Genomic DNA, 25988 nt, shown 5'->3' on the forward strand with positions numbered 1-25988 from the left:
CTGTCGGCCATGCGCAAACTTCGCATACGCCGCCCCCGCAGCCTCGCCGGCCAGCTCTTCACCGTGCAGATCGTGCTGGTCGCGGCGGTGGTGGCCGGATGCGCGGCGTTCGCGTACCTCTCCGACCGCGCCGAGGCCGAGGAGGCCGCCCGGCGCGAGGCGACCGCCACCGCCACGGCCGTCGCCGCCTCACCGGCCGTACGCGAGGCGGTCCGTACGCGGGACCCGGAGCACTCGCTCCAGCCGTACGCCGAGCAGGTCCGCCACGACACCGGCGTCGACTTCGTGACGATCATGGATCCGCACGGGGTCCGCTGGACCCACCCCGATCCGTCCCGGATCGGCAAGCGCTTCCTCGGCCACACCGCCCCCGCCCTCGAGGGCCGGACGTTCTCCGAGACCTACACCGGGACGCTCGGCCCGTCCGTCCGCGCGGTCACGCCCGTACGGGACGCCGACGGCAAGATCACCGCCCTGGTGAGCGCGGGCATCACGGTCGACACGATCAGCGAGGAGATCCGGCGCCAGTTCCTCGCCCTGCTCGGCGTCGCCGTGGCCGCCCTCGCCCTGGGCGGCGCCGGTACGTACCTCCTCAACGCCCGTCTGCGCCGCCACACTCACGGCATGAACGCCGCCGAGCTGGCCCGGATGCACGACTACCACGAGGCCGCGCTGCACGCGGTGCGCGAGGGGCTGCTGATGCTCGACGGACAGCGCCGGGTGGCCCTCGTCAACGACGGCGGCCGGGAACTCCTGGGCCTGCGCGGCGACGTCATCGGCCGCCCCGTCGCCGGGCTCGGCCTGCCGCCGTCGCTGACGGAGGCGCTGCTCGCCCCCGAGCCGCGCGTCGACGAGCTGCACCTGACCGCGGAACGCACCGTGGTCCTCAACACCTCGCCCGTCTCCGGCGGCGAACGCCGCGGCACGGTGGCCACCCTGCGCGACCACACGGAACTCCAGGCCCTCTCCGGCGAGTTGGACTCCGTACGCGGCTTCGCCGAGGCGCTGCGCTCCCAGGCGCACGAGGCGGCCAACCGGCTGCACACCGTGGTGTCCCTGATCGAGCTGGGCCGCACGGAGGAGGCCGTCGGCTTCGCCACGGCCGAGCTCGAGCTCGCCCAGGCCCTCACCGACCAGGTCGTCGCCGCGGTGGCGGAACCGGTCCTCGCGGCCCTGCTGCTGGGCAAGGCCGCCCAGGCCAACGAACACGGCGTCGAGCTCCTCCTCACCCCCGACACTCACGTGGACGACGGCCTCCTCCCCCCGGACCTCCCCACCCGCGACCTGGTCACCATCCTGGGCAACCTCATAGACAACGCGGTAGAGGCGACACATTCAGCCCGTCCGGCGTTTGAGGACAACCGCGCGAAGCGCGGTTCCGGGGCCCGGGGCGGAGCCCCGGAAGAAACGGTGAAAGGGCGGGGCAGGGGCGACATCCCCCCACCCGCACCCCAGATCACCGTCACCCTCCGCCCCGACGGAACCGACCTCCTCCTCCGCGTCACCGACACCGGCCCCGGCCTCGAGCCCGATTCGCTCGACGACATCTTCCAGCGCGGCTGGTCCACCAAGTCCCCGGGCCGTGGCCTCGGCCTCGCCCTCGTCCAACAAGCAGCCCACCGCAACAACGGTCACGTCGCGGCCGCACAATCACCATCCGGCGGAGCCGAGTTCACCGTCCGCCTCCCCCTGGAAGGCCGCACATGATCCGCGTCCTCGTCGTCGAGGACGACCCCGTGGCCGCCGACGCACACGCCCTGTACGTCAGCCGTGTCCCCGGCTTCGCCGTCACCGGCACGGCCCACTCCGTCGCCGACGCCACCCAGTTCCTCAAGCGCACCCCCGTCGACCTCCTCCTGCTCGACTTCTACCTCCCCGACGGCCACGGCCTCCGCTTCCTGCGCTCCCTCCGCTCGGCGGGCCACGGCGCGGACGTCATAGCGGTGACGTCCGCGCGCGACCTGGCCGTGGTCCGCGAGGGCGTCTCGCTCGGGGTCGTCCAGTACGTCCTCAAGCCCTTCACGTTCACCACCCTCCGCGACCGCCTCGTCCGCTACGCGGAATTCCGCGCCGCCGCGGGCGAGGCGAGCGGCCAGGACGAGGTGGACCGCGCCCTCGCCGCACTCCGCTCACCCCAACCCGCCACCCTCCCCAAGGGCTTGAGCCAGGCCACCCTCGGCACGATCACCGACGCCCTGCGCGGCGCGGGCCCGGACGGCCTCTCCGCGGGCGCGGCCGGTCTCACCCTCGGCATCTCGCGCATCACCGCACGCCGCTACCTCGAACACCTGGTGACCATGGGCCGCGCCGCCCGCGCCCCGCAGTACGGGCAGGTGGGCCGCCCCGAACTCTTCTACCGCTGGCTGACGGAACGTTGAGGCGCGTGGGCACGGCCCCACGCGGGAACGTACGAAGGGCAAGGCGCCGACCCAGGAGGAGGCCGTCCCGTGAGTCCCGTGCGCCCCACCACCCCCGCACTCCTCGCCGCCCTCGCTCTCGCCGGCGCCGCGCTCACCGCCTGCGGCAGCGACTCCAGCAGCGACCCGAACACCGTCAAGATCGCGTACCAGCGCAGCACGGACAACAAGGACCGCAGAATGGACGGCTACCTGTCAGCCGTCAAAAAACAGTTCGAGCAGAGCCACCCCACCAAAAAGGTCGAACTCGTCCCGATCCAGGCCGCGGAGAACGACTACTACACCAAGATCCAGCAGATGATGCGGTCCCCGAAGACCGCACCGGACGTGGTCCGCGAGGACACCTTCCTCCTCGACTCCGACATCAAGAGCGGCTATCTCAGACCCCTGGACGACAAGCTGCGAGGCTGGCACGACTGGAGCCACTACGCCCCCAGTTCCAAGGCCTCGGTCAAGAGCGAGGACGGCAGGACGTACGGCGTACCGGATGGCACCGACACCCGCGGCCTGTGGTTCAACAAGGAGATCTTCGCGAAGGCCGGGCTGCCGGCCGACTGGCACCCCCGCACCTGGCAGGACGTCCTCGACGCGGCCCGTACGGTCAAACGCACGGTCCCCGGCGTCATCCCGCTCAACGTCTACACCGGCAAGGGCCCGGGCGAGGGCTCGGTGATGCAGGGCTTCGAGATGCTGCTGTACGGCACGGGCCCCGACCCGCTCTACTCTCCGCAACAGAAGAAATGGGTCACGGGCAGCAAGGGCTTCAAGGACTCCCTCGACTTCGTCCGCACCGTCTACGCCGAGAAGCTCGGCCCCGACCGTTCCGACGCGCTCGACCCCAACGTCGGCACGCGGGTGATGACGGACTGGTTCCCCTCCGGCAAGCTCGCCATCGACCTCGACGGCTCCTGGCTCGCCCAGAACTGGCTGCCCGCCGGCGCCCGTCCATGGCCGGAGTGGACGAAGACGCTGGGCCAGGCCCCCTTCCCGACCCAGCACGGCCAGGCGCCCGGCAGGGTCAGTCTCTCCGGCGGCTGGACTTGGTCGATCAGCGCCAAGTCCCACAAGGCGGACCTGGCCTGGCAGTTGATCGAGACACTCCAGACCCAGCGGAACGCGGTCGAATGGGACGTACGCGATGCCCAGATCGCCGTTCGCGACGACGTGGCCGCCGACCGCCGCTACCTCGGCTCCATGCCGGGCGTCGACTTCTTCACGGGCCTGGTCAAGGACACCCACTACCGCCCCGCGCTGCCCGCCTACCCCCAGGTGTCGGCCGCCATTAGGGACGCGACGGAGTCCGTCACCACCGGTGACGCCTCCGTGGACCAGGCCGCGCGCCGCTACGACGAACAGCTGTCCTCGATCACCGGCGGGCACTGACCATGCCGACAACGTCCACGTACCGTCGCGCCCTCCGCTGGCTGCCGATCACCCCGGCCACCGTCCTCATGCTCCTCTTCCTCGCGGGGCCCATCGCCTACTGCTGCTATCTCGCCTTCACCGACACCCAGTTGACGGGCCAGGAGTCGTCCTCGTTCGTCGGCCTCGCCAACTTCCGCCGGGCCTTCTCGGACGACAACTTCCGCAACTCCGTAGTCCTGACGCTCCTCTTCACCCTGCTGTCGGCGATCCTCGGCCAGAACACGCTCGGCTTCGTCCTGGCGTCCCTGATGCGGCGCGCCTCGCGGCCCGTCCGTACCCTCACCGGCTCGATCGTGCTCGCCGCCTGGGTGATCCCGGAGATCGTGGCGGGCTTCCTCCTCTACACCTTCTTCAACCGCCGCGGCACCCTGAACGCCATCCTGGAACAGCTCCATCTCCCGCAGCAGAACTGGCTGTTCACCCTCCCCATCCTCGCCGTCTCCTTCGCCAACGTCTGGCGCGGCACCGCCTTCTCGATGCTGGTCTACTCCGCCGCTCTCGACTCCATCCCCCGGGACGTCACCGAAGCCGCCGAGGTCGACGGGGCCAGTGGTCCGCGCCGCCTGTGGCACATCACCCTCCCCCTCCTCCGCCGCTCCATCGGCACCAACCTCATGCTCAACACCCTCCAGACCCTCTCCGTCTTCGGCCTCATCTGGGCCATGACGCGCGGCGGCCCGGGAACCCGCAGCCAGACACTGCCCGTCTTCATGTACGACCAGGCGTTCCTCAAGTCCCTGATCGGTTACGGGACGGCAGTGGCGTTGCTCCTGCTGCTGGTGGGTGCACTGTTCTCGGTGACGTATCTGCGCCTGCTCGAGGACGACATCTGAGTGCTCGTCCACCATCGGGGAAGACTCACGGACAAGGCTTTGTGACGCATGCCGCTCGAAGGAGTCGCACATGCCCGGCCCGAGAGATTTCCCCGTCATCGACGCGGACAGCCACATAGTGCTTCCCGATTCCGACGCCTGGTGGCGCGGAAAGATCCCGGAGAAATACGCCGCGTGGATGCCCGCGTATCACGACGGCACGCTCACCGCGGAAGGCAGAATCATCGAGGGGCCCGCGCCGACCTTCCACGGCCGCCCCATCCAGGCCGCCTGGTTCGGCAGCACCCAGGGCGCCACCTACACCCCGGGCAGCTGGACGCACGACGACCCGGCCGCGCTCGACGTGCTCGACGCGCTCCGGCGCGGCGGCCTCGAACCGGCCGACCGGCTCGCCGCCATGGACCGGGAGGGGATCACCACCGCCTATGTCTTCCCGTCCAAGGTCCTCGGGCTGCTCCCGGCCCTGCGCAGCTCCGCCTTCGCCCACGAGATCGTCAGGGCCTACAACGACTGGGTGCTCTCCTACTGCGCCGCGGACCGCACCCGGCTGCGCCCGGTGGCTGCCCTGCCGCAGCACGATCTGGCCCTGGCGGTGGAAGAAGCGCGCCGGATGCGGGAGTCGGACGTCCGTACGGTCATCCTCCGGCCCAACACCGTGGCCGGCACCAATGTGGACGACCCGGTGTACGAGGCCCTGTGGCGGTTCTGCGAGGAGCACGGCATGGCCGTGTGCTTCCACGAAGGCTTCGGGGTGGCCCGCATCCCCCGGATCGGGACCGAGCGCACCCACGACAGCATGCAGGGGCATCTGGTCAGCCACCCCTTCGAGCACATGGCGGCGGTGATGCTGCTCATCACCGGCGGCGTCATGGAGCGTTATCCGCGCCTGAATTTCGCCTTCATGGAGAGCGGTGCGGGATGGGCCCCGTTCTGGCTGCACCGGATGGACGACCACGTCGAGCAATTCGCCAAGGACCGGCCTCCGTTGCCGGAGAAACCCAGCACCTATTTCCGGCGCCAGTGCTGGCTCGGCATCGAACCCGAGGATCCGTTGCTGCCCATGCTCGTCCAGCAGGGCCTGGAGGAAAACCTCCTCTTCGCCTCCGACTTCCCGCATTTCGACGCCAAGTTCCCCGGTGCGGTCACCTCGCTGGCCGAGCGCGACGACCTCGGGGCCGCGGTCAAGCGCAAGCTCCTGTGCGACAACGCCCGCCGGTTCTTCGGGAGGGACTGATGCAGCCCGTGATACCGGAGCTCGAGCCCCGGTTCGCCTCCGTCCTTGGCGCGTTGGAGGAACGCTCCCGGAAGGAACGGGCCGAGCTCGAGGCACTGCGCGCCGTGGGCGGCAGCGCCGTGCGCGACCGGGCCGGCTCCCTCATGCTGGACGTCGGCCCCGAGGTCGGCCTGCTGCTCAACACCCTGGTGCGGGCGATGGCGGCACGGACGGTCGTGGAGGTCGGCGGCTCGGTGGGCTACTCCACGCTGTGGCTCGCGGAAGCGGTACGGGCCACGGGCGGCCGGCTGTACTCCATCGAGGTCGACGCCGGGAAGCAGGCCGATCAGCGCGCCAACCTGGCCGCCGCCGGACTCGACGAGGTGGTCGAGCTGACGCGGGCCGAGGCGCCCGCGCTGCTCCCCCGCCTCCCCGGCGCGGTCGACCTGGTGCTGCTGGACCACTGGAAGGAGCTCTACGTCCGGGATTTCGACGCCTGCTGGCCGTCGGTGCGGACGGGCGGTGCGGTGGTGGCCGACAACATTCTGGTGCCGGTGAAGAATGCCCTGGCCATTGCCCGCTACCGGCAGCACATCAGCGGCATTCCGGATGCGCAGAGCCAGGTATTGGCCATAGGAGACGGGGTTGAAATCACTATTAAGCGTTAATCCCCTTCGGTGACCGGGCAACGGCCGGTCCGTCCGCCTAGCGTGTCCCCCGTCATCGCCGCCGCACACAAGGGTTGGTTCATGAAAATCGGCATCGAGTCGGAGCTCCCGGTGGTCGACCGCGCGGGCGAGGCCGTCGGCAGTGAAACCGTGCAGGCGCTGTTCCGGCGGATCGCCGCGCGGGAAGGGTTCACCGCCTACCACGACGCCACCAGCGGCACGCTGGTCGGCGCCACCTCGCCCCGGAGCAACGGCACCGTCGTCATCGGCAACGACTACGGCATCTGCACGGTGGAGATGGCCCTGCCCCCGGAGGAGGGCTTCGCCCCCGCCAAGGCCGCCTGGAACGACGCCCTCGACTCACTGCTCCTGCCCGCCCTCGCGGCCGAGGGCCTCTCCGCCCTGGCCCACGGCTGCCAGGTGCGCACGGAGACCCTCGGCCGTCCGTACCTGGCGGACAAGGCCCACTACAAGCTGTGGCTGGCCCAGGCCGAGCGGTTCCCCGGGCACTACGCTGCCGACGCCTGGCCGGGCTTCGCGGCCGTCCAGTTCAACGTGGACGTGCCCCTGCCGCAGGTGATCACCGCATGCAACACGCTGATCAGGATGACGCCCCTGATCTACGCGTGGGGCGCCAACTCCGCGGTGTTCGGCGGCAAGGTGCAGCCGTGGAACTCCCTTCGCCTGCAGGGCTACCTGGAGCTGTCCGCGTCCAACCCGTTCTTCGCCCACCGGCTGCACTTCCCCCGCCGGCTCTACCCCGACCTTGCCTCGTACATGAGCGAGGCATGGGCACTGCCGATCTTCGAAGTCGAGCGGGAAGGCGTGATCTACAGCCCGGTGGTGCACGACCTGACCACCGCGCAGTACGCCGCCGACGGGCACGCCGAGTTCGTCGACATGAACGGGGCGAAGTGCACCCTGCACTGCACCCCGGCCGACCTGGCGGCAGGTCTGGTCTTCTACTGGCCGGCGGTGCGGGTGCGGCTCCGCCTCGACGAGTCGTGCACCGTGCCGGAGATCCTCGCCGCGGTGGCCGCCGGCCGGGCCGAGTCGGTGCTGCGCGACGGCGGGCGCGGCACCTTCGTCGAGATCCGCCATCTGCCGACGATGGACCGGGCCGAGACCTTCTCCTGGCTGGCACTGCTGCTGGGCTGGCTGGGCGACCTCGAGGGATGCCGGAAGCTGTTCGGCGCCTGGACGCTCGAGGAGGCCCGGCGGGCCGTCGGCGAGGTCCAGACCCACGGCTGGGCGGCCACCGTCGCCGGCGTCCCGCTGACGGAATGGGGACGCCGGGCACTCGACCTCGCGACCGCGTCGCTGCACCGGGATCCGGTCGCCCCGGTCGGCGAACTGGACCTGCTGACACGGCGCTTGGCGGACCGCACGAGCCCATCGGCCGATGCCGTCGCGTGCGTACGAAGCCAGGGCATCGACGCGCTCGTCGAGAGACTGAGGATGTGCTGAGGTGGAACCGCGGCCGGCGTACAACTTCTCCGCGGGCCCCGCGACTCTGCCCCGGCAGGTGGCCCGCAGGGTGCGCGAGGAGTTCGCGGAGCACGCCGACGACGGTGCCTCGATCATCGAGATCAGCCACAAGGGCCCCCGGTTCACCGAGGTGCTCGACCACGCCACCGCCCTGTTCCGGCAACTGTGCGGTGTCCCGGAGGAGTACCACCTGCTCTTCGTGCACGGCGGCGCCCGGATGCAGTGCTCCGCCGTGCCGCTCAACCTGATCGGCCGGTCCCCCGACCGCACCGCGGGCTATGTCCTGACGGGCCTGTTCTCCCGGCAGGCCCAGCAGGAAGGGGCCCGTCACGGCACGGCCGTCACCGTCGCCAGCAGCGAGGACACCGGCTTCGACCGCATACCCGGGCCGATCGCCCCGCGCTGCCCGCGGGATGCCGCCTACCTCCACATCACCAGCAACAACACGGTGTACGGCACCCGTTGGCACCACTTCCCCGAGGACGTCCCGGTGCCGCTGGTGGTGGACGCCACCAGCGACATCCTCTCCCGACGCCTGGACCACACCCGTTTCGGCATCACTTATGCCGGGTTCCAGAAGAACCTGGGCCCCTCGAGCATGGCCCTGGTCGTCGTCCGCGACGACCTCCTCGGCCACGCCCTGCCGCACACGCCCAAACTGCTGGACTACTCCGTCTACGCCGGATCCCGCTCGCTCGACAACACCCCCAACACCTTCGCCGTGTTCGTGCTCTCCCTCGTCCTCGAGTGGGTCCGCGACCAGGGCGGTCTCGCGGCGGTCGAGCGGACGAACCGGGCGAAGGCGCACCTGCTCTACCAGGAGCTCGACCGTACGGGCTTCTACCGCCCCACCGCGCACCCCGGCCACCGCTCGGTCACCAATATCGTCTTCCGCCTCACCGACACCTCACTGACCGGCCGCTTCCTGGCCGACGCGGAAGCGGAGGGCTTCCTCGGCCTGGCCGGACACCGCCTCGTCGGCGGCGTACGGGCCTCGCTCTACAACGGCATGCCCGAGGACGGCGTACGGGCCCTGGCCGGCTTCCTCCGCGAGTTCGAGCGGCGCCACGGCTGACGGTCAGCGGCGCACGGTGAACACATACCGCCCCAGGCTGAAGAAGTACCGTCCGGCCGCGCCCAGTTCGCGCAGCTCCCGGCTCCAGGCACGGGTCCGCTCCGGATCGGCCTCGGGGTGACCGGCCAGGAACGCCTCGATGAAGCCGATCTGCCAGTGGCTGTACGCCTGCCGGTCGCACGCCCGGTCGAGGAAGGTCAGTGTGGTCAGGCTCTCCTCGCCGAACCCCGCCTCCCGGAGCATGGGGCCCAGCCGTTGCGGGAGTCGGGGGTGGGCCACATGATCGTCCCACAGGTCCAGGATCCGGCGCATGCGCGGCCGGTCGGCCGAGTGCCACACCAGCGAGTCCCAGTCGGTGTCCAGGATGACCGCACGGCCGCCCGGCCGCAGCACCCGGAAGAGTTCCGCGAGGGCCTGCCCGATGTCCTGGACGTACTCGTAGACCTGCACCGCGACCGCCGCGTCGAACATCCCGTCGGGGAACGGCAGTTCCTCGCACCGCCCCTGCCGCAGGCGCGCCTGCGGACACCGCCGGCGCGCGAGGGCGAGCATCGACTCGCTGATGTCGATGCCGCAGACCTCGCCGCCGGGGCCGGCCTGCTCCGCGAGCTCCGCGGTCAGGTAGCCCGGCCCACATCCGACGTCCAGCACCCGCTGCCCCGGGGACACCGCCAGCTGCCCGCGTACGTGCGCGCGCTGCCTCAGCATGTCCGGCGTGTGCGCCTCGACATCGGCCTCGGTGGCCCGTTCCCCGTCGAACCGCAGCAGATCCGTCATGACGCCGCTCCCGTCTCCGGCCACCGGCGCGCCCGCGCCACCGCGCGGTCGGTCAGCTCCCGCGCTTCGCCCAAGTAGCGGATGGGGTCGAGCAGTTCATCGAGCTCGGCGGCGGAGACACGGGCGCTGAACGCTTCGCTCTCGACCAGGCAGGCGCGCAGCGGGCGCCCCTCGCTCAGGGCGCGCTGGCTCAGCTCGTACACCAGGGCGTGCGCCCTCTCGCGGCCGACCGTACCGGCGAGGGCCAGCATCATCGCCTCGGTGCACAGGGATTCGGCCGATGCCCGGGCGTGCTCGGCCATCCGCTCGTGGTGCACCTCGAGACCGGCGAGGACCTCGTTGAGGATGCCGAGTGCGGCCAGGGTGCAGTGGGAGACGTCGGCGACCGCGACCCATTCCATCCGCAGGCCCCGGGAGTCGCGTTCGTGCTCCTGCACCATGGCCTCGATGCCGAGGGCGGCATGGGACCTCGCCAGCCGGGCCAGCAGCACCACTTGGGCGGACCGCTCGGGATTGCGTTTGTGCGGCATCGTGCTGCTGCCCACCCGCCCGTACTCCCAGCCCTCGGCCACCTCGCCGATCTCCGGCCGCGACAGCCCCCGGATCTCGTCGGCGGCACGGGCGAGGGTGCCGGCGAGCATGGCCAGGACGGTGCCGTACTCCGCCACCCGGTCCCGTGCCACGTGCCAGCCGACCTCGGGCACGCCGAGCCGCAGGCGTCCGGCGAAGACGGCCAGCAGCTCACGGCCCCTGCCGCCGAACCCTGCCATCGTGCCGACCCCGCCGGACAGCTGGGCGACGAGCACCCGCTCCCGCATCTGCGCCAACCGCTCGCCGTGCCGGGCCAGTTCGTCGAGCCAGCTCGCGACCTTCAGCCCGAAGGTGATCGGCAGCGCGGGCTGGCCGTGGGTGCGTCCCACCATCACGCTGTCCCGGTGCCGCTCGGCCAGGTCGGCCAGCCGCGCCACCATGACGGCCAGCCCCGCGTCCACCTCGGCGAGCACGTCCCGCATCTCGAGCGCCTGCGCGGTGTCCTGGATGTCCTGCGTGGTGGCTCCCAGATGCACCGCCTCGCCCGCGCCGTCGCACTCCGCCTCGAGGCCGCGCAGCAGCGGCACCAGCGAATGTCCGGTGCGCCGGAACTCCGGGGCGAGAGCGACGAGATCGATACGGCCCGGCTCGCACGCCTTGGCCACCCGCGCGGCCGTCCCCGGGGCGACCGCCCCGATCTCCTCCTGGGCCGCGGCCAGTTCGGCCTCGACCCACAGCCACCGCTGCAGCCTGCACAGATCACAGAAGATCCGGCGGCTGGCCGGTGTGGCATACCCCGCACCATGGAACAGCGAGTCGACTATGTGCCCCCGGTCGTGGCTGCATCGCACTGCGCCATTGAACCGCGCGGACGGCAGGCCGCCAATACTCCGCGCTCAGCACTACTCTGCGCTCACCACCGCGGCCACAGGTGCTGCACCGCCACATAGACCCCGCAGCCGACGACGACGCTCAACAGCAGCGGAGCACGCCGGACCGCGGCGAGCACGACCGCGGCCGTACCGAACACCACGGCGGGAGGCGGCAGTTCGAGCTCGGTCCCGGACACGGACGTGATCGCCAGGACGAGCAGCACGGCGAGCGGGATCTGCCGTATCCACCGCGTCCCGGTGAGCCGGTGGCTCAGGGACGTGGTCCCCACGAGCCGCATCAGGGCGGTGCCCAGTCCGGTGGCCACGACGGCCAGCACCACTCCGGTCGTGTTCACGTCGCCAGACTCCAGCGACGGTCCGCCGTGGCGAGCAGTGCGGTCATCGCGACCATCGCCGCCAGCGCCGCGAACGGTCCGGCCGCCCGCCCGACGGCGACGAACCCCAGCCCCGCCACGGTGACCCACAGCCGGTGGCGGCGTGCGATCGAGCCCAACGCCTCCACGGCGAGCGCCACGAACAGGGCGGGCAGGGCGAAGGCCGTCCAGCTCTCCGGAACGACCGGCCCCACCAGGGCCCCGCACAACGTCCCCGCCACCCAGACCACCCAGCACGAGACGTGAATGCCGTAGTAGAACCCGACGGGCGCGTCCGGCCGCTGCAGATCCAACGCGAACGCCTCGTCGGTGAGCGTCTGCGCCAGCATCCACCGGTCCCTGCGACGGAGCCGCCGGAAGACCGGCGCGCACGCGAGACTCATGGGCACATGGCGCAGGTTGACCACCAGCATGCCCACCGCGGCCAGCAACGGCGGCTGCCCCAGAGCCAGCGCCTGGAGCCCGGCCATCTGCGCGGCGCCCGCGTACACCCACGCCGACATCAGCACCGTCAGCCAGACGGACATCCCCGCCCGCCCCGCGATGGCACCGAACGCCACCGCGACCGGCAGATACCCCATGGCCGCCCCGGCCGAGTGGCCCAGCCCCCGGATGAAGGGGCCCGCCTTCGGGGTCATGTCACACCCTCCCTTTCTCCCGCCCCCCTCTCTCCCGCCCCCACGTAACCACGCCCGCCGACACCGCCGAGGGCGATCCGACGGGCACTCACCCTGTGGGGTACACACGCACCGCCGCGCTCACCGGGTGGCGCAGTACCCGGGAGCGCGGCGGCGAAGGGGGTGCGAAGGGGGCCGTCAATCCCCCTGGCAGGCCGTCAGTCCTCCTGACAGATCGCGTACACGTTCACAGTGATCGACATCTGCGAAGAGGTCTGATTGGAGAGGCTCGCCGTCCATCCCCGCCCGTCGTCCATGGGCCTGCTGAAGTCCGGCGCGATCCCCGGCCCCCGCGTACCGTCGAACCCGCCTCCGGTGGCATGGAAACCGTCGCGGCACCGGGCGATCCCGATCGCCGTGAACTGGGCCGTCGCCGACGACTTCACGATCTCCACGTCCCCGCCCTTGCGGGGCTTCGGCTTCGACGCCGGTTTCGGCGCCGGCTTCGGAGGGGGCTTGACCGGTCCCTCTCCGGCGGCCACGGGCGCTCCCATCCCGAGCAGGAGAGCGACCGCGACCAGGATCGCGGGGAGGATGCGACGCATGGGAGCACTCCGATCATTATCGACAAACCTGTTCATTGAGAATGAATGACGTCACGATCGAGACATATCGACATTCTCAAGAACATCCCCGAGTCCACCCGCTCGGCCCACCCACGCCTCAAACGGCGGCCGGGAACCCGAACCGCACGCCGGTCAGCTTCTCCGACAGCTCCCACAGCCGCCGCCCGGTCTCCGCGTCGGCCGCCGCGGCCGCCAGCTCCACCCGCGTGGGCGCCCCACGCAACTCGGCCATCCCATCCGGCCCGATGAACTCCCCGCCCTTCACGCTCGGGTCCGTCGCGGCGTACAGCTGGGGCAGCGCACCATCGTCCGGGGCCTGGGCGAGCAATGGGTTGCCGATCCGCCCGAACACCACCCGCCACAGCCCGACGGGCCCGTTCATCTGCAGGTTGGTGGCGGTATAGCCGGGATGCGCGAGCACACTGCGCACCGGGCTGCCGGCCTTCGCGAGCCGCCGGTGAAGCTCCCACCCGAAAACGGCATTCGCGAACTTGGACTGGTTGTAGAACCCCATGGGCGAGTAACGGCGCTCACCGGAGACGTCATCGAAGAACATCCGCCCCTTCCGGTGATTGACCGAACTCACGCTCACCACACGGGGGTTGCGCCCGGCAACCAGCAGATCCATCAACAACCCGGTGAGGGCGAAGTGGCCGAGGTGATTGCAGGCGAACTGCAACTCGTGCCCCTGCGCACTCAGCGTCCGAGGTGGCGCCATCACACCGGCGTTGTTGACGAGCACGTCCAACCGCGAATGGTCGGCGCGCAACCGATCCGCGAAGGCCCGCACAGACTCGAGATCAGCCAGATCGAGCCGCCGCACCTCGAGTTCGCCGCCGATCTCCGCGGCCACCCGGCAGCCCTTCTCCACATCCCGTACCGCAAGGATCACGTGCGCCCCCTTGCGGGCGAGCGCCCGGGTGGCCGCCAGACCGAGGCCGCTACTGGCCCCGGTGACGACGAACACCCGCTCGGTCAGGTCCGGTATCTGCGCGGCGGTCCAACGCTGATGCTGTGTCATGAGACATAAACTGCCGTTCGTGGCACCAAGTGTCAAGATGTCTCTCAGTGTCATGCGCAGCACGCCATGTACCCTGGACCCCGTGAATCCCCGCCCCGACGTCACCCTGGCCGAGCGCAAACGCCGGCTCGTCTCGGACGAACTGACCAGCGCGGCACTGCAGCTGCTCGCGTCGAAGGGGTTCGACGCGGTCACCATCGACGAGATCGCGACCGCCGCCGGAGTCTCCAAGCGGACGTTCTTCCGCTACTTCGCGTCCAAGGAGGACGTGGTCGTCCAGTTCCTGGCCGACATGGGCACGGGCATGGCCGCAGACCTGGCCGCCCGCCCCGCCGAGGAACTCCCTTCCACGGCCCTCCTCCACACCGTCTCGGCTCCCCTGGCCGCCTGCGGCGACCACGCCGACCGGGCCCTGAGCGTGGTCCAGCTCATCCTGCGCACCCCGGCCCTGCACGCCCGCTTCCTGGAACGCCAGGCCCAGTGGCGCGACGCCCTGACGACGGAACTGGCACACCGCCTGGACCTCGACCACAGCGCCGACCTGTACCCCCAGCTGGCCGCGGGGATGGCGCTCACCGCCTTCAACACCGTGCTGCACCGCTGGAGCAGCAGCGACGGCACGGACGACCCGGCCGAACTGGTCGCCCGCGCTTTCGCGGTCATCGCCCCGGCACTGGACGCGGCACAGCGCAACTGACGACCGGACGGCTCCGGTTGAGGCACGCATCACCTGGCGCGGCCCCAACCGGCAGGTCAGGATGGGGCGTCATCCATCCCTCCCCTCGACGAAGGCGAACCCTCCTCATGGCCGTCGTGCACAACACCACCCTCAGCCCCTCCAAGGACGAGCTGCTCGCCTCCTGGCTGCCCACCCGCCCGTGGTTCCGGCCCGGCGCCGGCGCACCGCAGCTGGAAAGGGCAGGCGGCTTCCGGCTGGACGACCCGGCGGGCGAGGTCGGCATCGAGTTCATGGTGATGACCGACACGGCAGCCGCGGAGCCGACGGCCTACCTGGCGCCGCTCACCTACCGAGGCGCCCCGCTGGAGGGCGCGGAGGACGCCCTCGTCGGGACAATGGACCACGGGGTGCTGGGCAAGCGCTGGGCCTACGACGGCTGTCACGACCCGGTGCTCGTCGCCGAGCTGCTCGCTCTGATGGAGGGCCGGGCCCAGGCCCAGGACCAGAACGCGAGCAACGCCCCTGACCCCGACATCGCCTACTCCTTCACCGGCGACGGCCCGCTCCCGACAGACTTCCCCACCGCGACCGACAACCAGGAGTCCACCGAACTCACCGCCCCCTCCCACACCGCGACCCTCCGCCTGAACCGCATCCTGCGCCCCGGCACGGCAATCCCGCAGGACGCGGCCGGCCATGTCACGGGCTGGTGGCAGCAGCCGGACGGCACCCGCGTCCACGGTCTGTTCGCCGCCTTGCACACCGCCCCGCAGGTCTGAGCATTGCCGTTTATGCGTCAGCGAAATTCCTGAAATAACCTGCCGTTTGAAAAGCCCTCGCCGGACCGACCGAACTCGGCCGGTAGAGGGCAATTGGACTAGGCCAGGGGCTTGGGGATGGATGTCGAAGCGCTGCGACAGATGCTTACCGAACGGAGAGGGGCGATCAGGCCCGAGAGTGTGGGGCATGTACGGTCCGACCCGAGGGGCAGGAAGTCGCCGGGGCTGACACAGGCACAGATGGACCAGTTGCTCATACGGGCACCGGGAACGTACGGCAAGCTGGAGCGGGGGGTTCTGGACAACCCTTCGCCGGAGTATCTGCGCGACATCGCCGAGATTCTGGGGTTCAGCGCACAGGAATGGGTCGTCTTCTACGGCTACGCCCGCGGCGAGCAGCCCCCGTTTTCGCTCGGCCGCCACATGACGGCGACCGAGGCACCAGGGCGCTGGGCGGACGTCATTGACGCGTACTCAGGGATTGCGTACCTGTGCGACCGTGGGTGGAACGTTCTCGCCTACAACGACGCCTTCGCCGCCATCTTTCCCGACCGTCGGGTGCCGCTGAACAGCATGCATTGGATGCTGTTCAGCGACGATGCCCGCGACAAGGTCCTGATGGACTGGGGGACTCGGTGGGCTCCTTTGGTGGTCCCCCAACTCCGCGTGGCACTGACGCAGTACAAGGACAACCCGACGCTGCGCTGGCTGGTACGACGCTGCCTGGCCGATCCCGTAACGCGCGACCTGTACAGAAGCGTGCCTCCCGGACACGCCCATCCCGACGGGTCGGAAAGGCCCTTGTTCCACTCGGAGCTCGGGCCCGGTTCGGTGACCATTTCCGTCAGCGAGCCGATCGGATCGCGTGGAATCCAGCTCTTCCAGCTGCTGTTCCACCCCGACGGCACAGCCCGGCCGAACCGGCCGACGTTGAAGTACCCGGCCGACCTGGATCCGACAGGCTATTTCCCTGCCCCGTCGGCCGGGCCTCAGCCGGACATGACCGAGTGAGTCAGTCGCACCAAGTGCCGTGACACGCGGTGGCGTAGTAGCCGGGCCCGAGCGCCACCAGAAGTCCCGAATCACCGGCGCCGGGCGGGGTCTCGTACGTACGGGCCAGAACGTCCAGGACAGCTACGCCACCCAGGTTCCCGTTCTCCCCCAGGCTGTCCCACGAGTGCCCCAGCAGCTCGGCTTCGAGGCCGAGCTCCTCCTCGATACTCGTGAGGATCCGCGGCCCGCCGGGGTGAATCACCGCCCAATCGGGCTGGTGCGACGGCGAGTTCGTGACGGTGTCCAGCCACTTGCGCAGCGGCGGCATGACGTCCAGGACGGCCTCGGGGCCCTTGCCGGTGGAGTTGAAGTGCACTCCCAGCTCGTCCACGCTGGTCCAATAGCGGTCGACGCTGTCGGAGAGCACGTACTCCCACGTGGCATCGATGCGGAAGCCACGGTCGAGGGGGGTGTCGGTGATGACGCATGCCCCTGCGCCGTCACCGAACAGGGCCTTGTAGATCATGGACCCCAAGTCGGTGTCCTCATGGCGGTAGACCGTGCTGAGTGTCTCGGCGGCGACCACCAGAGTGCGGCTGCCCGGGTGGGCCGCCACGTCATCCGCGCCACGGATGAGGAGTTGCGCCCCACCGCCGCACCCGAGGGTGCTCATGGGGATCCGCCGGATGTCGGGGCGCAGGCCGAGCGCGTTGACGAGATGGATGTCGAGGCCCGGCATGGTCCACGATGTGGTGTGGCTGGTGATGACCGCGTCGATGTCCGACGGCTTCAGCCCCGCGTTGGCGATTGCGGTCCGGGCCGCCTCCGCGGCCAGCCGAGCACTGTCGTCGAAGGACACGGCATTGCGCTCTCCGACTTTGGCGGTTCCGGAGACGGTCGGTGAGTGAAGCGGCCGGGTGAACCGGCGGGTACGTACGCCGGTGGCGCGAAGGATGCGCAGGAGCGACTCCAAGCGCGGATTGTCGCTGTGATGCCGCCGGACGTCGTCACAGATCTCGTCGGTGGTGATGACGTTTTCCGGCAGGGCTATGGCGGGGCGCGCAACGAATGCGGACAACGTGTCCTCCATGGAGCGGACGATAGAGGGGGATTCCACGAATGCCTGAGAGTTAAGTCCCCTGCATCTGGAGATGAGTTGAGGCTCATAGGGCTCGCAGAACGGTCGGGGCGGACTTGGGGAGCGCTTCGCCTGGTTCGAAGACCATCACCATGAGGCGAACGCGAGGGGACGACAAAGGCTCGGCCGCACAGAGCGTCACCCAACCGCGGCCCATTTCCGCGTGATTCATGGGGCGCACGTCACCGTCCGGGTGCGTGAACCTGCGGCCGTCGCCCGGTCTGCCGCCACCACCCGCTCTGTAGAGCGGACCCGTGACGGGGTCGGCGAGAATGTCCGCCTCCAGCTCGGCGAGCGTCTCATCGTGAGGCAACGCGGCGACTGCCGCCCTCATCTGGGGCAGGATCAGAGGCAGCCAGTGTTCCTGCCATCCGGCCAGGACATCTCGCGCGGCGGGATCGAGAACCATCCACCGCATCGTGTTGCTGGGGACCTTGCGGTCGGGAAACATCGCGGCGAACGGCTCGTTGTAGGTCACTACGCGCCAGCTTTGATCGCTGATGTAGGCAATGTGCGAAATGCTCTGGACGACCGTGTCCCATGCCCCGCTGACTTCCGTGCCGGAAGTGGGATGGAGGGGTGTCGGAGGGTCGCGATGCAGGATGTAAAGCCATAGCAGCGTCCACTCGTGCTCGTTGAACGCCAGCAGCCGGGCAACGTCCCGCAATAACTCCTCAGGCGGATTGGGGTAGTTACCCGTCTCGAGCCGGTTGTACGTACCGAGCGTTCGATGCAGCAGCTGATCGATCTGGGACTGGCTGAGACCCGGAGCCCGTCGTCCCTGCCTGGACGGTCGACACAAACCGTACTCTTCCGGGGCGATAGCGGCTCGCCGCTCGCGCAGCAACTGCTGAAGAGCTGCCTTGTCCATGCCCTCCCCCTGTTATCACGGCACCCCCGTCAAGGGAAGTCCTTTTGATCGGCCAATTTTTCCTGGGAAAAGTTCCCAGAAGTAATGATCGCATCTCTGCTGCATCATCAGACTCGGGTTCGGCCTACGGGGGTGGACGAACCCATTCGCCACCGCAACACGGTGAGTGGCGCGTCTCTAACGGGAGGGGGGACGATGCGGTCATCGTTCGACGGTAAATGGCGGCAATGGGCAGAGCTCATACGGCGGCAGTTACCACGTTCCGGCTTACGCCCTGCCTTGGGCTGATTCGACTACTTGAGACACTAGCTTCTCGGCCACTGGCTGGAAAGATGTCCCGCGCAAGCAGGAGCGGAGCCGCCGCTCAGCCGCCGGAAGCAGTCACTCATTTCCCTTGCACCATCGCGCAGTTGCGGGCATCGACGACCACGCACCGCGCGCCCGCGGCCGCACACTCGCGCGCCGCGCCATCCGCCGGGCAGGCGGCGCACCGCACCAGGTGCCCGCCTCCCGGCTGCTGTCGCGCCCCTGGCCAGGGGCGTGGCGCCATGCCGGTTCAGACCGCGGGCGAGACCGCCACGCAGATGGCGGTGTCGAACTCCTTCTTCACGGTCTTCTCCTTGAGCACCCGGCCCTTGTACGTGATCCTGCACGTCGCCTCACCCTTCTCCCCCAGGCCCGCCGCGACAGACGGGGCTTCGGTGCCCTTGAGCGTGACCGTCTTGCGCCACGGCACCTTCGGACCCTTGACCGGTTCCGTGCCCTTTTCGCTGCCGAAGTCAATCTCCTCGACACCGGTTCCGGTGACCTCGTACGTGACCTCGTAGGCCTTGTTCTCCACATCGCCGTCCGTCCAGCAACCGGAAGCGGTCACGGCAAAGCCGGTGACGAGGAGAACGGGCAGAACAGTGCGGACGGGGCGCTTCACTTGCGAATCCTTTGGCGGTACTTGGAACGACTGGCCAAGATTAAACGCGAGGTAAAGCTACAGCAAAACAGCCGTAAGGGGAATCCCCCGATCCGTCCGCTCCGGATCACTAACGGCGGCCGAGGGCCTTCGCGTTCGTATGCGCCCAGCTCGCCAGGCCGACGCCGATGGCGACGAGAGAGACATACGCGAGCAACACCGGGGTGAAGCCGTCGGACAGCCAGCCGAGGAGGCCCCGGTGGTCATGGTTGACGAGGAGCCGGAAGAGCCCCTGAGCGAAGGTCACCGTCAGCGCCATGCCGAGGACCTGCAGGACGTCGTATTTCACAGCCTCTCCTCCCGTGAGGTAATGGGATACGAACGTATCAATCGGCGCGGGCCAAATGGCTTGATTACAGGGGAAAATCTTGCATTACGTCACACATTTTTCGATGCTACGGTGAGGCTCATGCGTGACGAAAACCCGACGGCGTGCCTGATGTGCAGCACGCGCGTCGCCCCCTCGACGCGCGGCCGTCCCGCCGTCTACTGCTCCCGCAGCTGCCAGGCCCGGGCGTACCGTCAGCGCAAGCGGCAACTGCCCGAACCGGGCGCCCCGGCAGTGCCGACAGCCGCACGGCTGACGAACACGCAGGCGCGCCAACGGCATCGGATCGCGGAGGCGGTGTGGCGCATCGCCGCCGAAGAGGGTCTGGACGCGGCGAGCGTGCGCCGGATCGCGGCCGAGGCCGACGTATCGCTGCGCGTGGTCCAGTACCACTTCGACAGCAAGCACGCCCTCCTCGTCGACGCGCTGCGCCGGCTGCACGAGGAGAACGAGCGGCTGGCCAGGGCGCGTTTCCCTTCCGGCCTGACGGACCCGCGGACGCTGCTGCGGGCGCTTCTGGACGAGCTCCTGCCGCAGGACGAACAACGCGCCTTCGCGCTGCGGGTGTTCGCGGCGTACTACGCCCGCAGCCTGACCGACCCGTCGCTCGCGGCGGTCTTCCTGGCCGCCGAGCATCCGCTGGAGGCACTCGCCGCGGACTTCATCGAGGCGGGCCAGGCCGCGGGGACCACCGCCCCGGGCCTCGACGCGCGGCACGAGGCGGATCTGCTGGTGTCGGGAACCACGGGCCTGGGCCTGGACGTCGTGCACGAGCGCCGCTCACTGGCGGACGTAGGGGCGGTGCTGGACTACCACCTGTCCCGCATCTTCCCGGACGCTACGAGGACACGGCCTCCGTCACCGAGCGGCCCGGGAGCGGGCTGGAGTAGACAACGCTCGTGGTGACGGAACCCAGGGCGGCGACGCGGCCCGCGGTCCGTTCCAGGTCGCGCATCGAGCGTGCGACGACCTTGAGGACGAAGCAGTCCTCGCCCGTCACATGGTGCGCCTCCACGATCTCGGGAGTCGTCCCGAGCAGGTCGTGGAACGGCTTGTAGTTGCCGGTCGGGTAGCGGAGGCGGACGAAGGCCAGGATGCCGAGCCCCAGGGACTCAGGGCTCACGACCGCGGAGTAGCCGGAAATGACACCGCTCTCCTCCAGCCGCCGGACCCGCTCCGTGACGGCGCTCGGCGACATGGAGACACTACGGGCCAACTCGGCATAGCTGGCCCGCCCGTTGCGTTGCAGGGCTTCCAGGATGCGTATATCAGTGGCGTCAAGGGATTCAGCGGCCATGGCCGATTGATAGCACGGATTCCACGGCGAGAAGCACGCAGGGGCGTTGATCGCGGGTTCAGGGCGAGGTGCCGTGACCATAGCGTTTACGGCATGACGAATGCACAGCAGATCAGCCCCGCTCTCCGTACCCCGCCGGCCGCACCCGCCGAGGCGGCGGCCTTCTTCGCCGCGCGCCTCGCCTTCGAGGCGGACGTGTCCGACGTCCGTGCCTCGCTGGTGTCCGGCGAGGCAGGGTTCGTGCTCGTCGACTCGCGGGGCGATGCGGCATGGGAGCAGGCGCACGTACCGGGTGCGGTGCACCTGCCCACCGCCGACATCCCGACGCGCGCCGCGGACCTGCTGGATCCGGCGGTTCCGGTCATCGTCTACTGCTGGGGTCCCGGCTGCGACGGCGCGACCCGTGCGGCGCTCGCGCTCGCCCAACTCGGCTACCGCGTCAAGGCGATGATCGGCGGGATCGAGTACTGGATCCGCGAGGGCTTCCCCGTCGAGGGCGCGAACGGCCTCGAGCAGCGGGCAGCCGACCCGTTGACGGCACCGATCGGGTCCGTGCACTGCGCCTGCTGAACTCCTGCCGGACTACCTATGGGGAACGGCCTCCGGAGACGGCGCCGGCTGGAGGGCGCCGAGGACCCACGGCATGTACTCCGGAGGCGCGGCGATGAGCACCCGTTCATCACCGTCGCGGCACTCTGCGATCTGGCCTTCCGGCATGTCCGGCCCTGGGTCCGAGCGGTACGGCGGCCGGACGCGTTCCACGACGAGCGTGCGCGGCACGGGCTTGCGGGCGATCTTGCCGGTGGGGTCGGGGGTCGACGCGAGGAAGCCCGGACCGGCGACGAGGACGTTGAAGCCGTCCACGCTATAGGGGACGTCGCCGAGGACGAAGCCGTCGAAGAGCTCCTCCCTGCTGGGGACGAGCGGGGTGACCTCGATCGTGTCACTCGTCCGCCGCCGGTCCGCCCGGAGCCTCCAGGCGACCGTGGCGGCTGCCACGAGCACGCCGGGTACGGACCCGAGCGCGGTGTACCGCAGCGCCTCGCCCATGTCCGAGGTCAGGTAGACGGCCAGCGCCCCGACGCCGCCGACCCAGAGCGCCGTCATGCCAGGTACCACGAGTTGCCAGGGCGAGACCCTCTGAGACACGGCCGACCGGCGGGCCAGCCAGTAGGCGCCGAAGAAGTTGGCCACGGACAGGGCCAGCAGACCGATGCCGATGGAGGCCGGGAGGCGGTAGTCGCCCCTCGGGTCCTCGTAGGTGTACTGCCGCACCCCACGGAAGTCGATGAAGCGGACGTCGCCCCGCCAGTACCACAGGGTCACCTGGTCACCGGGCTTGACCATGCCGAAGACTGATCGGCCGCCGCTGCCCATGCGGATGGTGTGCGTGGACCTGTCGGGCACGGTGACCTTGATCCACTCCCGTGGCGTCTTGTAGTGCTCGACAACGGTCGTGTCCACGCGGGCCGTCACCGGCCGCTCGCATTCCGACGACGGAGCCTGCGCGGGGCACGCCGTGGCGGCGACGAAGTCGCGTTCCGCGGCGATCCTGTTGGGGACGAGGACGCACAGCAGGGCGAGCGAGGCGATCGCCATGACGAGACCACCGATGGCCGCGAAGACGGCACTCCTCCGGTCCTTACGGGACACACCAGGCGAATGATTCGACATGCGCTCATTGTGCGCTTGGGGTCTGGCGGGGTGACCGGGGGGCCGGGGAGCCGAGGCCGGTGGCTGGTTGGGGGCGGCATGGTGCTCGGGTGGGTGCGGGTCTCGTCTCGCGCCTTCGGCGCACTGCGGCGGGCTACGGGCGAGGAGGGGGCCTGGCTGATGCGCGCTGCCGGGTGCCGGTCCACTGGGCTGCGCGGGTGGGGGGTGCGGCTTGGACTCCGCCAGCGGTGAGTAAGTTACGTTCCTGGAATCGAATACTCCTTGTTTGTCAACTCACCGCTATTCAACGGTAAACCACTTGCCACGCATCAACAGCCCCAGATATCGCCCCTGTTACCGCCGCGAGGGGTGACTGGCGAACCGGGTACCGGTTTCCGCCCGAGAACAGCCCTCAGACGTAAGGAAACCGGTACCCGGTTCGCCGTTCGGCATCCAGGCTGTGGCACACGGGACCCGCGAGGCCCAGCCCACCCCCGCACAGCGCAACGGATCGGCACCCGGCAGCGGGCACCAGCCAGGACCCCCTCCTCGCCCGTAGCCCGCCGCAGTGCGCCGAAGGCGCGAGACGAGACCCGCACCCACCCGAGCACTATGCCGCCCCACCAAGCCGCGCAGCAGCGCAGCTCACTCCGCATCGTCCGAACCCGCCCCCGCACCCACCCCCTCGCCCAGCTGGAACCAGACCTTCTTGCCGATCAAGTCGAGGCCGTCCCATACCCACGTGACGCCGGAGGCGTCGGAGAGGTGGCGTACCAGCGTCAGTCCCCTGCCGCCCTCCGCGTCCGTGCAGGCCGGGCGTGGCCAGGGGAGACGGGTGGGGTCGTCGTCGCGTACGGCGACCATGACGTGGGTGGGGTGGACGGCCATCTCCACGGTGAGGTCGGCGACGCGGGCGTGGAGCACGACGTTGGCGACGGCGTCGGAGACGCAGATGCGGGCGTTCTCGATGAGGGCGGGGCGATCCACTGCGTTGAGGGCTGCGGTGACGAACTCCCTGGCGAGGCGGGCGGTAGTGGGGTCCGCTGGTGCGGTGATCGTGTAGGACTTCTCGGATCCGGGGGTGGGGGCACTACGGGAACAACTGAGCGTAGCCGTACTCATGGTGAGCCTCCTGGCGCGGGTTCGGGCCTTCGACACACGCCGACGTCCGCGATTCCGGCAACCAGCCAGACTCTCAACAGGCCTGGCCAGAGCGGCACTTCGCGCCTTCGCGACGATGCGGCGCGGCACTGCCAGGACCTTAGAGCACAGAGGCGCACCCGTTCTACCGATACGGCAAACCCGTTGGGATTACATGTCGCTCAACTGACCAGCATGGCAGCATGGGGCGCGACTCCAGGGGAGGAAGAGCGCACGTGCCACCGAGATCAGCACCGACCGCACGGCAGCAGCGACTTGGCTCGGAGCTGCGCAAGATGCGAGAGCGCTCTGGAATGAGCGCGCCACAAGCAGCCGAGCAACTGGGCACGAACCGGACCGGCATCAGCAACATCGAGGCCGGGCGCTTCGGCGTGAGCACTGAACGTGTCAGGGCTCTCGCGAAAATCTACGGCTGCACCGATCAGCTTTACATCGACGCATTGGCGAGGATGGCTGAGGAGCGCAGACGGGGCTGGTGGGAGGAATACCGCGACATGCTCCCCAACAGCGCCCTTGACCTTGCCGAATTGGAACACCACGCCGTCGCTTTTCGGACAGTCCAGATCATGCACATGCCCGGGTTGCTGCAGACCGAGGAATACGCGCGAGCAGTCTTCGCGCAGGCGGTGCCGACACTCAGCCCGGTCGTCCTTCGGCGTAAGGTCTCACACCGCTTGCGCCGTCGCGACGTACTTGACCGGCCGAACCCGCCTGCGTGCACGTTCCTGATCCATGAAGCGGCACTGCGCATGGAGTTCGGAGGTCGAAAGGTGGCTCGCACCCAGCTTGAGCATGTCCTCAGGGAGTCTCAGCGCGACAACATCACCGTCCGGGTCATCCCGTTTTCCGCCGGCGGTTTCCCTAACGCCGGGAGTTCCACGCTCTACGTTTCCGGCCCCGTTGCCAACCTCGACACCGTGCAGCTCGACACACCGACAGGGTCGGCATTCGTGGATACGGAGTCACAGTTGACCAATTACCGGGCAGTGCTGGACCGTACCGAGGAGAAGTCCCTCACCCCTGATCAGTCGCAGGACTTCATCCACGAAGTGGCACAACACGTATAGAGGCGCAGAAACAGTGGAAACCCAATGGCTCAAGTCATCGTTCTCAACCGACACAGACAACTGCCTTGAACTGGCCCCAACCCCCCGCAGAATACTCATCCGTGAAAGCGACGCCCCCACCACCGTGATCGCCGCCACCCCCACCGCACTGCGCGCCCTCCTCACCCACGCCCGCAGTGCGGTCAACTCCCCCTACGCGCACACCTCGTAGTCATCGAACCGCGGAGCCGCCCCGCGCGAGCGGCTCCGCAGCACCCAACTGCCCGCCCCCCTACGCCGCCTGCGAAGGCGCCGGCTTGAGGACCGCGAACGGGGCCCCGAACGGGTCGGCGACCCAGGCGATGCGGCCGACGTCCGGCACATCGGACGCCGGGATCAGCACCGTGCCGCCGTTCTCCTGCGCCGCCGCGACGAGCGCGTCCGCGTCCGCCACGCTGAAGTACGGGATCCAGCGCGGCTCGTCGCCCTCCTGCAGCGGCGCCAAGCCGCCGAACGCCGCTTGCTGCTGGTCGCCGTCAGCGGTGGACAGGATCTTGTACGTCATGCCGGGGACCTCCATGTCCTCCCCGCGCCATCCGAACAGCGAGCGGTAGAAGGCGAACGCCGCAGTCGCGTCGGCGACATGGAGCTCGGCCCAGCACAGTGTGTTGTCCTCCGAGGCCCGCTCGAGGCCCGCGACGGCCGCCGGCTGCCAGACGGCGAACTCCGCACCGCACGGGTCGGTGAGACAGGCCATGCGGCCGGCTTCCATGACGTCGAACGGGGCGACCCGCACCCTGCCGTTGTGCTGCTCGACGGACTTGGCGGTGGCGTCGGCGTCAGGGGTCTGGAAGTACACCGTCCAGGCGGAGGACGCGCCCTCCTCGGTCAGCGGGCCGACGGCGGCGACCGTCTTGCCGTCCTGCTGGAAGAAGCCGTAGCCGCCCGCGTCGGGACCGGCGGACTGGAAATCCCAGCCGAAGACGGCCGTGTAGAAGGCGGCTGCCGCCTCCGTGTCGGGGCTGCCGAGATCGATCCAGCTCGGCGCTCCGGCGACAAAGTCAGTGGTGAGCATGGTGGTGTGCTCCTTCGACGGTTTTCGGCGAAACGTACGGAGA

Annotated in this window: 29 protein-coding genes; 15 read left to right on the plus strand and 14 right to left on the minus strand. The window is 69.5% G+C overall.

Annotated features, from left to right (window positions below; all coding sequences use genetic code 11):
• Positions 1–9 precede the first annotated feature (9 nt).
• The 8 genes from ACV530_RS07715 (at position 10) to serC (ending at position 9119) form a co-directional block, all read left to right on the plus strand.
• Positions 10–1707 (plus strand): sensor histidine kinase, encoded by a 1698-nt coding sequence (locus tag ACV530_RS07715; protein ID WP_494331529.1) that lies wholly within the window; start codon positions 10–12, stop codon positions 1705–1707.
• A complete protein-coding gene (locus ACV530_RS07720) occupies positions 1704–2378 on the plus strand; it encodes a response regulator (protein WP_494331530.1) in 675 nt (224 codons plus the stop codon). The genes ACV530_RS07715 and ACV530_RS07720 overlap by 4 nt, the downstream gene beginning before the upstream one ends.
• Positions 2379–2456: 78 nt before the next feature.
• The gene (locus tag ACV530_RS07725; protein WP_494331777.1) at positions 2457–3800 is read left to right on the plus strand and encodes an extracellular solute-binding protein; all 1344 of its coding nucleotides are present in this window, start codon (positions 2457–2459) and stop codon (positions 3798–3800) included.
• Positions 3801–3802: 2 nt separating this feature from the next.
• Positions 3803–4675 (plus strand): carbohydrate ABC transporter permease, encoded by an 873-nt coding sequence (locus ACV530_RS07730; protein ID WP_494331531.1) that lies wholly within the window; start codon positions 3803–3805, stop codon positions 4673–4675.
• Positions 4676–4745: 70 nt separating this feature from the next.
• Complete coding sequence (locus ACV530_RS07735; RefSeq protein ID WP_494331532.1) at positions 4746–5909, plus strand: amidohydrolase family protein; 1164 nt, start codon at positions 4746–4748, stop codon at positions 5907–5909.
• Positions 5909–6556, plus strand: coding sequence for an O-methyltransferase (locus tag ACV530_RS07740; RefSeq protein WP_494331533.1), 648 nt, complete (start codon positions 5909–5911; stop codon positions 6554–6556). The genes ACV530_RS07735 and ACV530_RS07740 overlap by 1 nt, the downstream gene beginning before the upstream one ends.
• Before the next feature lie 81 nt (positions 6557–6637).
• A complete protein-coding gene (locus ACV530_RS07745; RefSeq protein ID WP_494331534.1) occupies positions 6638–8023 on the plus strand; it encodes a glutamate-cysteine ligase family protein in 1386 nt (461 codons plus the stop codon).
• Position 8024: 1 nt separating this feature from the next.
• Positions 8025–9119, plus strand: coding sequence for a 3-phosphoserine/phosphohydroxythreonine transaminase (serC, locus tag ACV530_RS07750; RefSeq protein ID WP_494331535.1), 1095 nt, complete (start codon positions 8025–8027; stop codon positions 9117–9119).
• A gap of 3 nt (positions 9120–9122) precedes the next feature.
• On the opposite strand, the gene ACV530_RS07755 is transcribed toward serC, so the two are convergent.
• From ACV530_RS07755 to ACV530_RS07780, 6 genes are all read right to left on the minus strand, one after another.
• On the minus strand, positions 9123–9896 hold the full coding sequence (locus ACV530_RS07755; RefSeq protein ID WP_494331536.1) for a methyltransferase domain-containing protein: 774 nt from the start codon (positions 9894–9896) through the stop codon (positions 9123–9125).
• On the minus strand, positions 9893–11278 hold the full coding sequence (locus ACV530_RS07760) for a class-II fumarase/aspartase family protein (protein WP_494331537.1): 1386 nt from the start codon (positions 11276–11278) through the stop codon (positions 9893–9895). The genes ACV530_RS07755 and ACV530_RS07760 overlap by 4 nt, the downstream gene beginning before the upstream one ends.
• Positions 11279–11340: 62 nt before the next feature.
• Positions 11341–11655 (minus strand): AzlD domain-containing protein, encoded by a 315-nt coding sequence (locus tag ACV530_RS07765; RefSeq protein WP_494331538.1) that lies wholly within the window; start codon positions 11653–11655, stop codon positions 11341–11343.
• Positions 11652–12332: an AzlC family ABC transporter permease gene (locus tag ACV530_RS07770; protein WP_494331539.1), complete on the minus strand. Its 681-nt coding sequence runs from the start codon at positions 12330–12332 to the stop codon at positions 11652–11654. Before ACV530_RS07770 ends, ACV530_RS07765 begins: the two co-directional genes overlap by 4 nt.
• 197 nt (positions 12333–12529) lie before the next feature.
• Positions 12530–12916, minus strand: coding sequence for a hypothetical protein (locus tag ACV530_RS07775; RefSeq protein ID WP_494331540.1), 387 nt, complete (start codon positions 12914–12916; stop codon positions 12530–12532).
• Positions 12917–13034: 118 nt separating this feature from the next.
• Positions 13035–13958 carry an oxidoreductase gene (locus tag ACV530_RS07780; protein WP_494331541.1) on the minus strand — a complete coding sequence of 308 codons (924 nt, stop codon included), beginning with the start codon at positions 13956–13958 and terminating at the stop codon, positions 13035–13037.
• Between the two features lie 82 nt (positions 13959–14040).
• Here ACV530_RS07780 and ACV530_RS07785 point away from each other — a divergent pair, with 82 nt between their 5' ends.
• The 3 genes from ACV530_RS07785 (at position 14041) to ACV530_RS07795 (ending at position 16427) form a co-directional block, all read left to right on the plus strand.
• Positions 14041–14655: a TetR family transcriptional regulator gene (locus ACV530_RS07785; RefSeq protein ID WP_494331542.1), complete on the plus strand. Its 615-nt coding sequence runs from the start codon at positions 14041–14043 to the stop codon at positions 14653–14655.
• Positions 14656–14762: 107 nt separating this feature from the next.
• Positions 14763–15416 carry a maltokinase N-terminal cap-like domain-containing protein gene (locus ACV530_RS07790; protein WP_494331543.1) on the plus strand — a complete coding sequence of 218 codons (654 nt, stop codon included), beginning with the start codon at positions 14763–14765 and terminating at the stop codon, positions 15414–15416.
• 141 nt (positions 15417–15557) lie between these two features.
• Positions 15558–16427, plus strand: a complete 870-nt coding sequence (locus tag ACV530_RS07795) for a helix-turn-helix domain-containing protein (protein WP_494331778.1) — start codon at positions 15558–15560, stop codon at positions 16425–16427.
• A 1-nt stretch (position 16428) separates the two neighbouring features.
• On the opposite strand, the gene ACV530_RS07800 is transcribed toward ACV530_RS07795, so the two are convergent.
• The 4 genes from ACV530_RS07800 to ACV530_RS07815 all read right to left on the minus strand — a co-directional run bounded on the left by ACV530_RS07800 (position 16429) and on the right by ACV530_RS07815 (position 19674).
• Positions 16429–17487: a PhlD gene (locus ACV530_RS07800; RefSeq protein WP_494331544.1), complete on the minus strand. Its 1059-nt coding sequence runs from the start codon at positions 17485–17487 to the stop codon at positions 16429–16431.
• Between the two features lie 85 nt (positions 17488–17572).
• Positions 17573–18418, minus strand: a complete 846-nt coding sequence (locus ACV530_RS07805) for an MmyB family transcriptional regulator (protein WP_494331545.1) — start codon at positions 18416–18418, stop codon at positions 17573–17575.
• 556 nt (positions 18419–18974) lie between these two features.
• The gene (locus ACV530_RS07810) at positions 18975–19346 is read right to left on the minus strand and encodes an MmpS family transport accessory protein (protein ID WP_494331546.1); all 372 of its coding nucleotides are present in this window, start codon (positions 19344–19346) and stop codon (positions 18975–18977) included.
• 109 nt (positions 19347–19455) lie between these two features.
• Positions 19456–19674 (minus strand): hypothetical protein, encoded by a 219-nt coding sequence (locus ACV530_RS07815; protein WP_494331547.1) that lies wholly within the window; start codon positions 19672–19674, stop codon positions 19456–19458.
• Positions 19675–19794: 120 nt separating this feature from the next.
• On the opposite strand from ACV530_RS07815, the gene ACV530_RS07820 reads away from it, so the two are divergent.
• A complete protein-coding gene (locus tag ACV530_RS07820) occupies positions 19795–20619 on the plus strand; it encodes a TetR/AcrR family transcriptional regulator (protein ID WP_494331548.1) in 825 nt (274 codons plus the stop codon).
• Here ACV530_RS07820 and ACV530_RS07825 read toward each other — a convergent pair.
• On the minus strand, positions 20552–21010 hold the full coding sequence (locus ACV530_RS07825) for an Lrp/AsnC family transcriptional regulator (protein ID WP_494331549.1): 459 nt from the start codon (positions 21008–21010) through the stop codon (positions 20552–20554). The two genes, ACV530_RS07820 and ACV530_RS07825, sit on opposite strands and share 68 nt — an antisense overlap.
• A gap of 93 nt (positions 21011–21103) precedes the next feature.
• On the opposite strand from ACV530_RS07825, the gene ACV530_RS07830 reads away from it, so the two are divergent.
• On the plus strand, positions 21104–21580 hold the full coding sequence (locus tag ACV530_RS07830) for a rhodanese-like domain-containing protein (RefSeq protein WP_494331550.1): 477 nt from the start codon (positions 21104–21106) through the stop codon (positions 21578–21580).
• Positions 21581–21592: 12 nt separating this feature from the next.
• Here the strand turns inward: ACV530_RS07830 and ACV530_RS07835 are convergent, their stop codons facing one another.
• Both ACV530_RS07835 and ACV530_RS07840 read right to left on the minus strand, forming a co-directional pair.
• The gene (locus tag ACV530_RS07835; RefSeq protein WP_494331551.1) at positions 21593–22684 is read right to left on the minus strand and encodes a hypothetical protein; all 1092 of its coding nucleotides are present in this window, start codon (positions 22682–22684) and stop codon (positions 21593–21595) included.
• Positions 22685–23308: 624 nt separating this feature from the next.
• A complete protein-coding gene (locus ACV530_RS07840; RefSeq protein WP_494331552.1) occupies positions 23309–23785 on the minus strand; it encodes an ATP-binding protein in 477 nt (158 codons plus the stop codon).
• Positions 23786–24039: 254 nt separating this feature from the next.
• Here ACV530_RS07840 and ACV530_RS07845 point away from each other — a divergent pair, with 254 nt between their 5' ends.
• Both ACV530_RS07845 and ACV530_RS07850 read left to right on the plus strand, forming a co-directional pair.
• The gene (locus ACV530_RS07845; protein WP_494331779.1) at positions 24040–24891 is read left to right on the plus strand and encodes a helix-turn-helix domain-containing protein; all 852 of its coding nucleotides are present in this window, start codon (positions 24040–24042) and stop codon (positions 24889–24891) included.
• A gap of 13 nt (positions 24892–24904) precedes the next feature.
• On the plus strand, positions 24905–25102 hold the full coding sequence (locus ACV530_RS07850) for a DUF397 domain-containing protein (protein WP_494331553.1): 198 nt from the start codon (positions 24905–24907) through the stop codon (positions 25100–25102).
• Positions 25103–25162: 60 nt separating this feature from the next.
• Here the strand turns inward: ACV530_RS07850 and ACV530_RS07855 are convergent, their stop codons facing one another.
• Positions 25163–25945 (minus strand): VOC family protein, encoded by a 783-nt coding sequence (locus ACV530_RS07855; RefSeq protein ID WP_494331554.1) that lies wholly within the window; start codon positions 25943–25945, stop codon positions 25163–25165.
• Between the last annotated feature and the right edge of the window lie 43 nt (positions 25946–25988).

The sequence above is a fragment of the Streptomyces sp. SX-6 genome, from assembly GCF_059089585.1.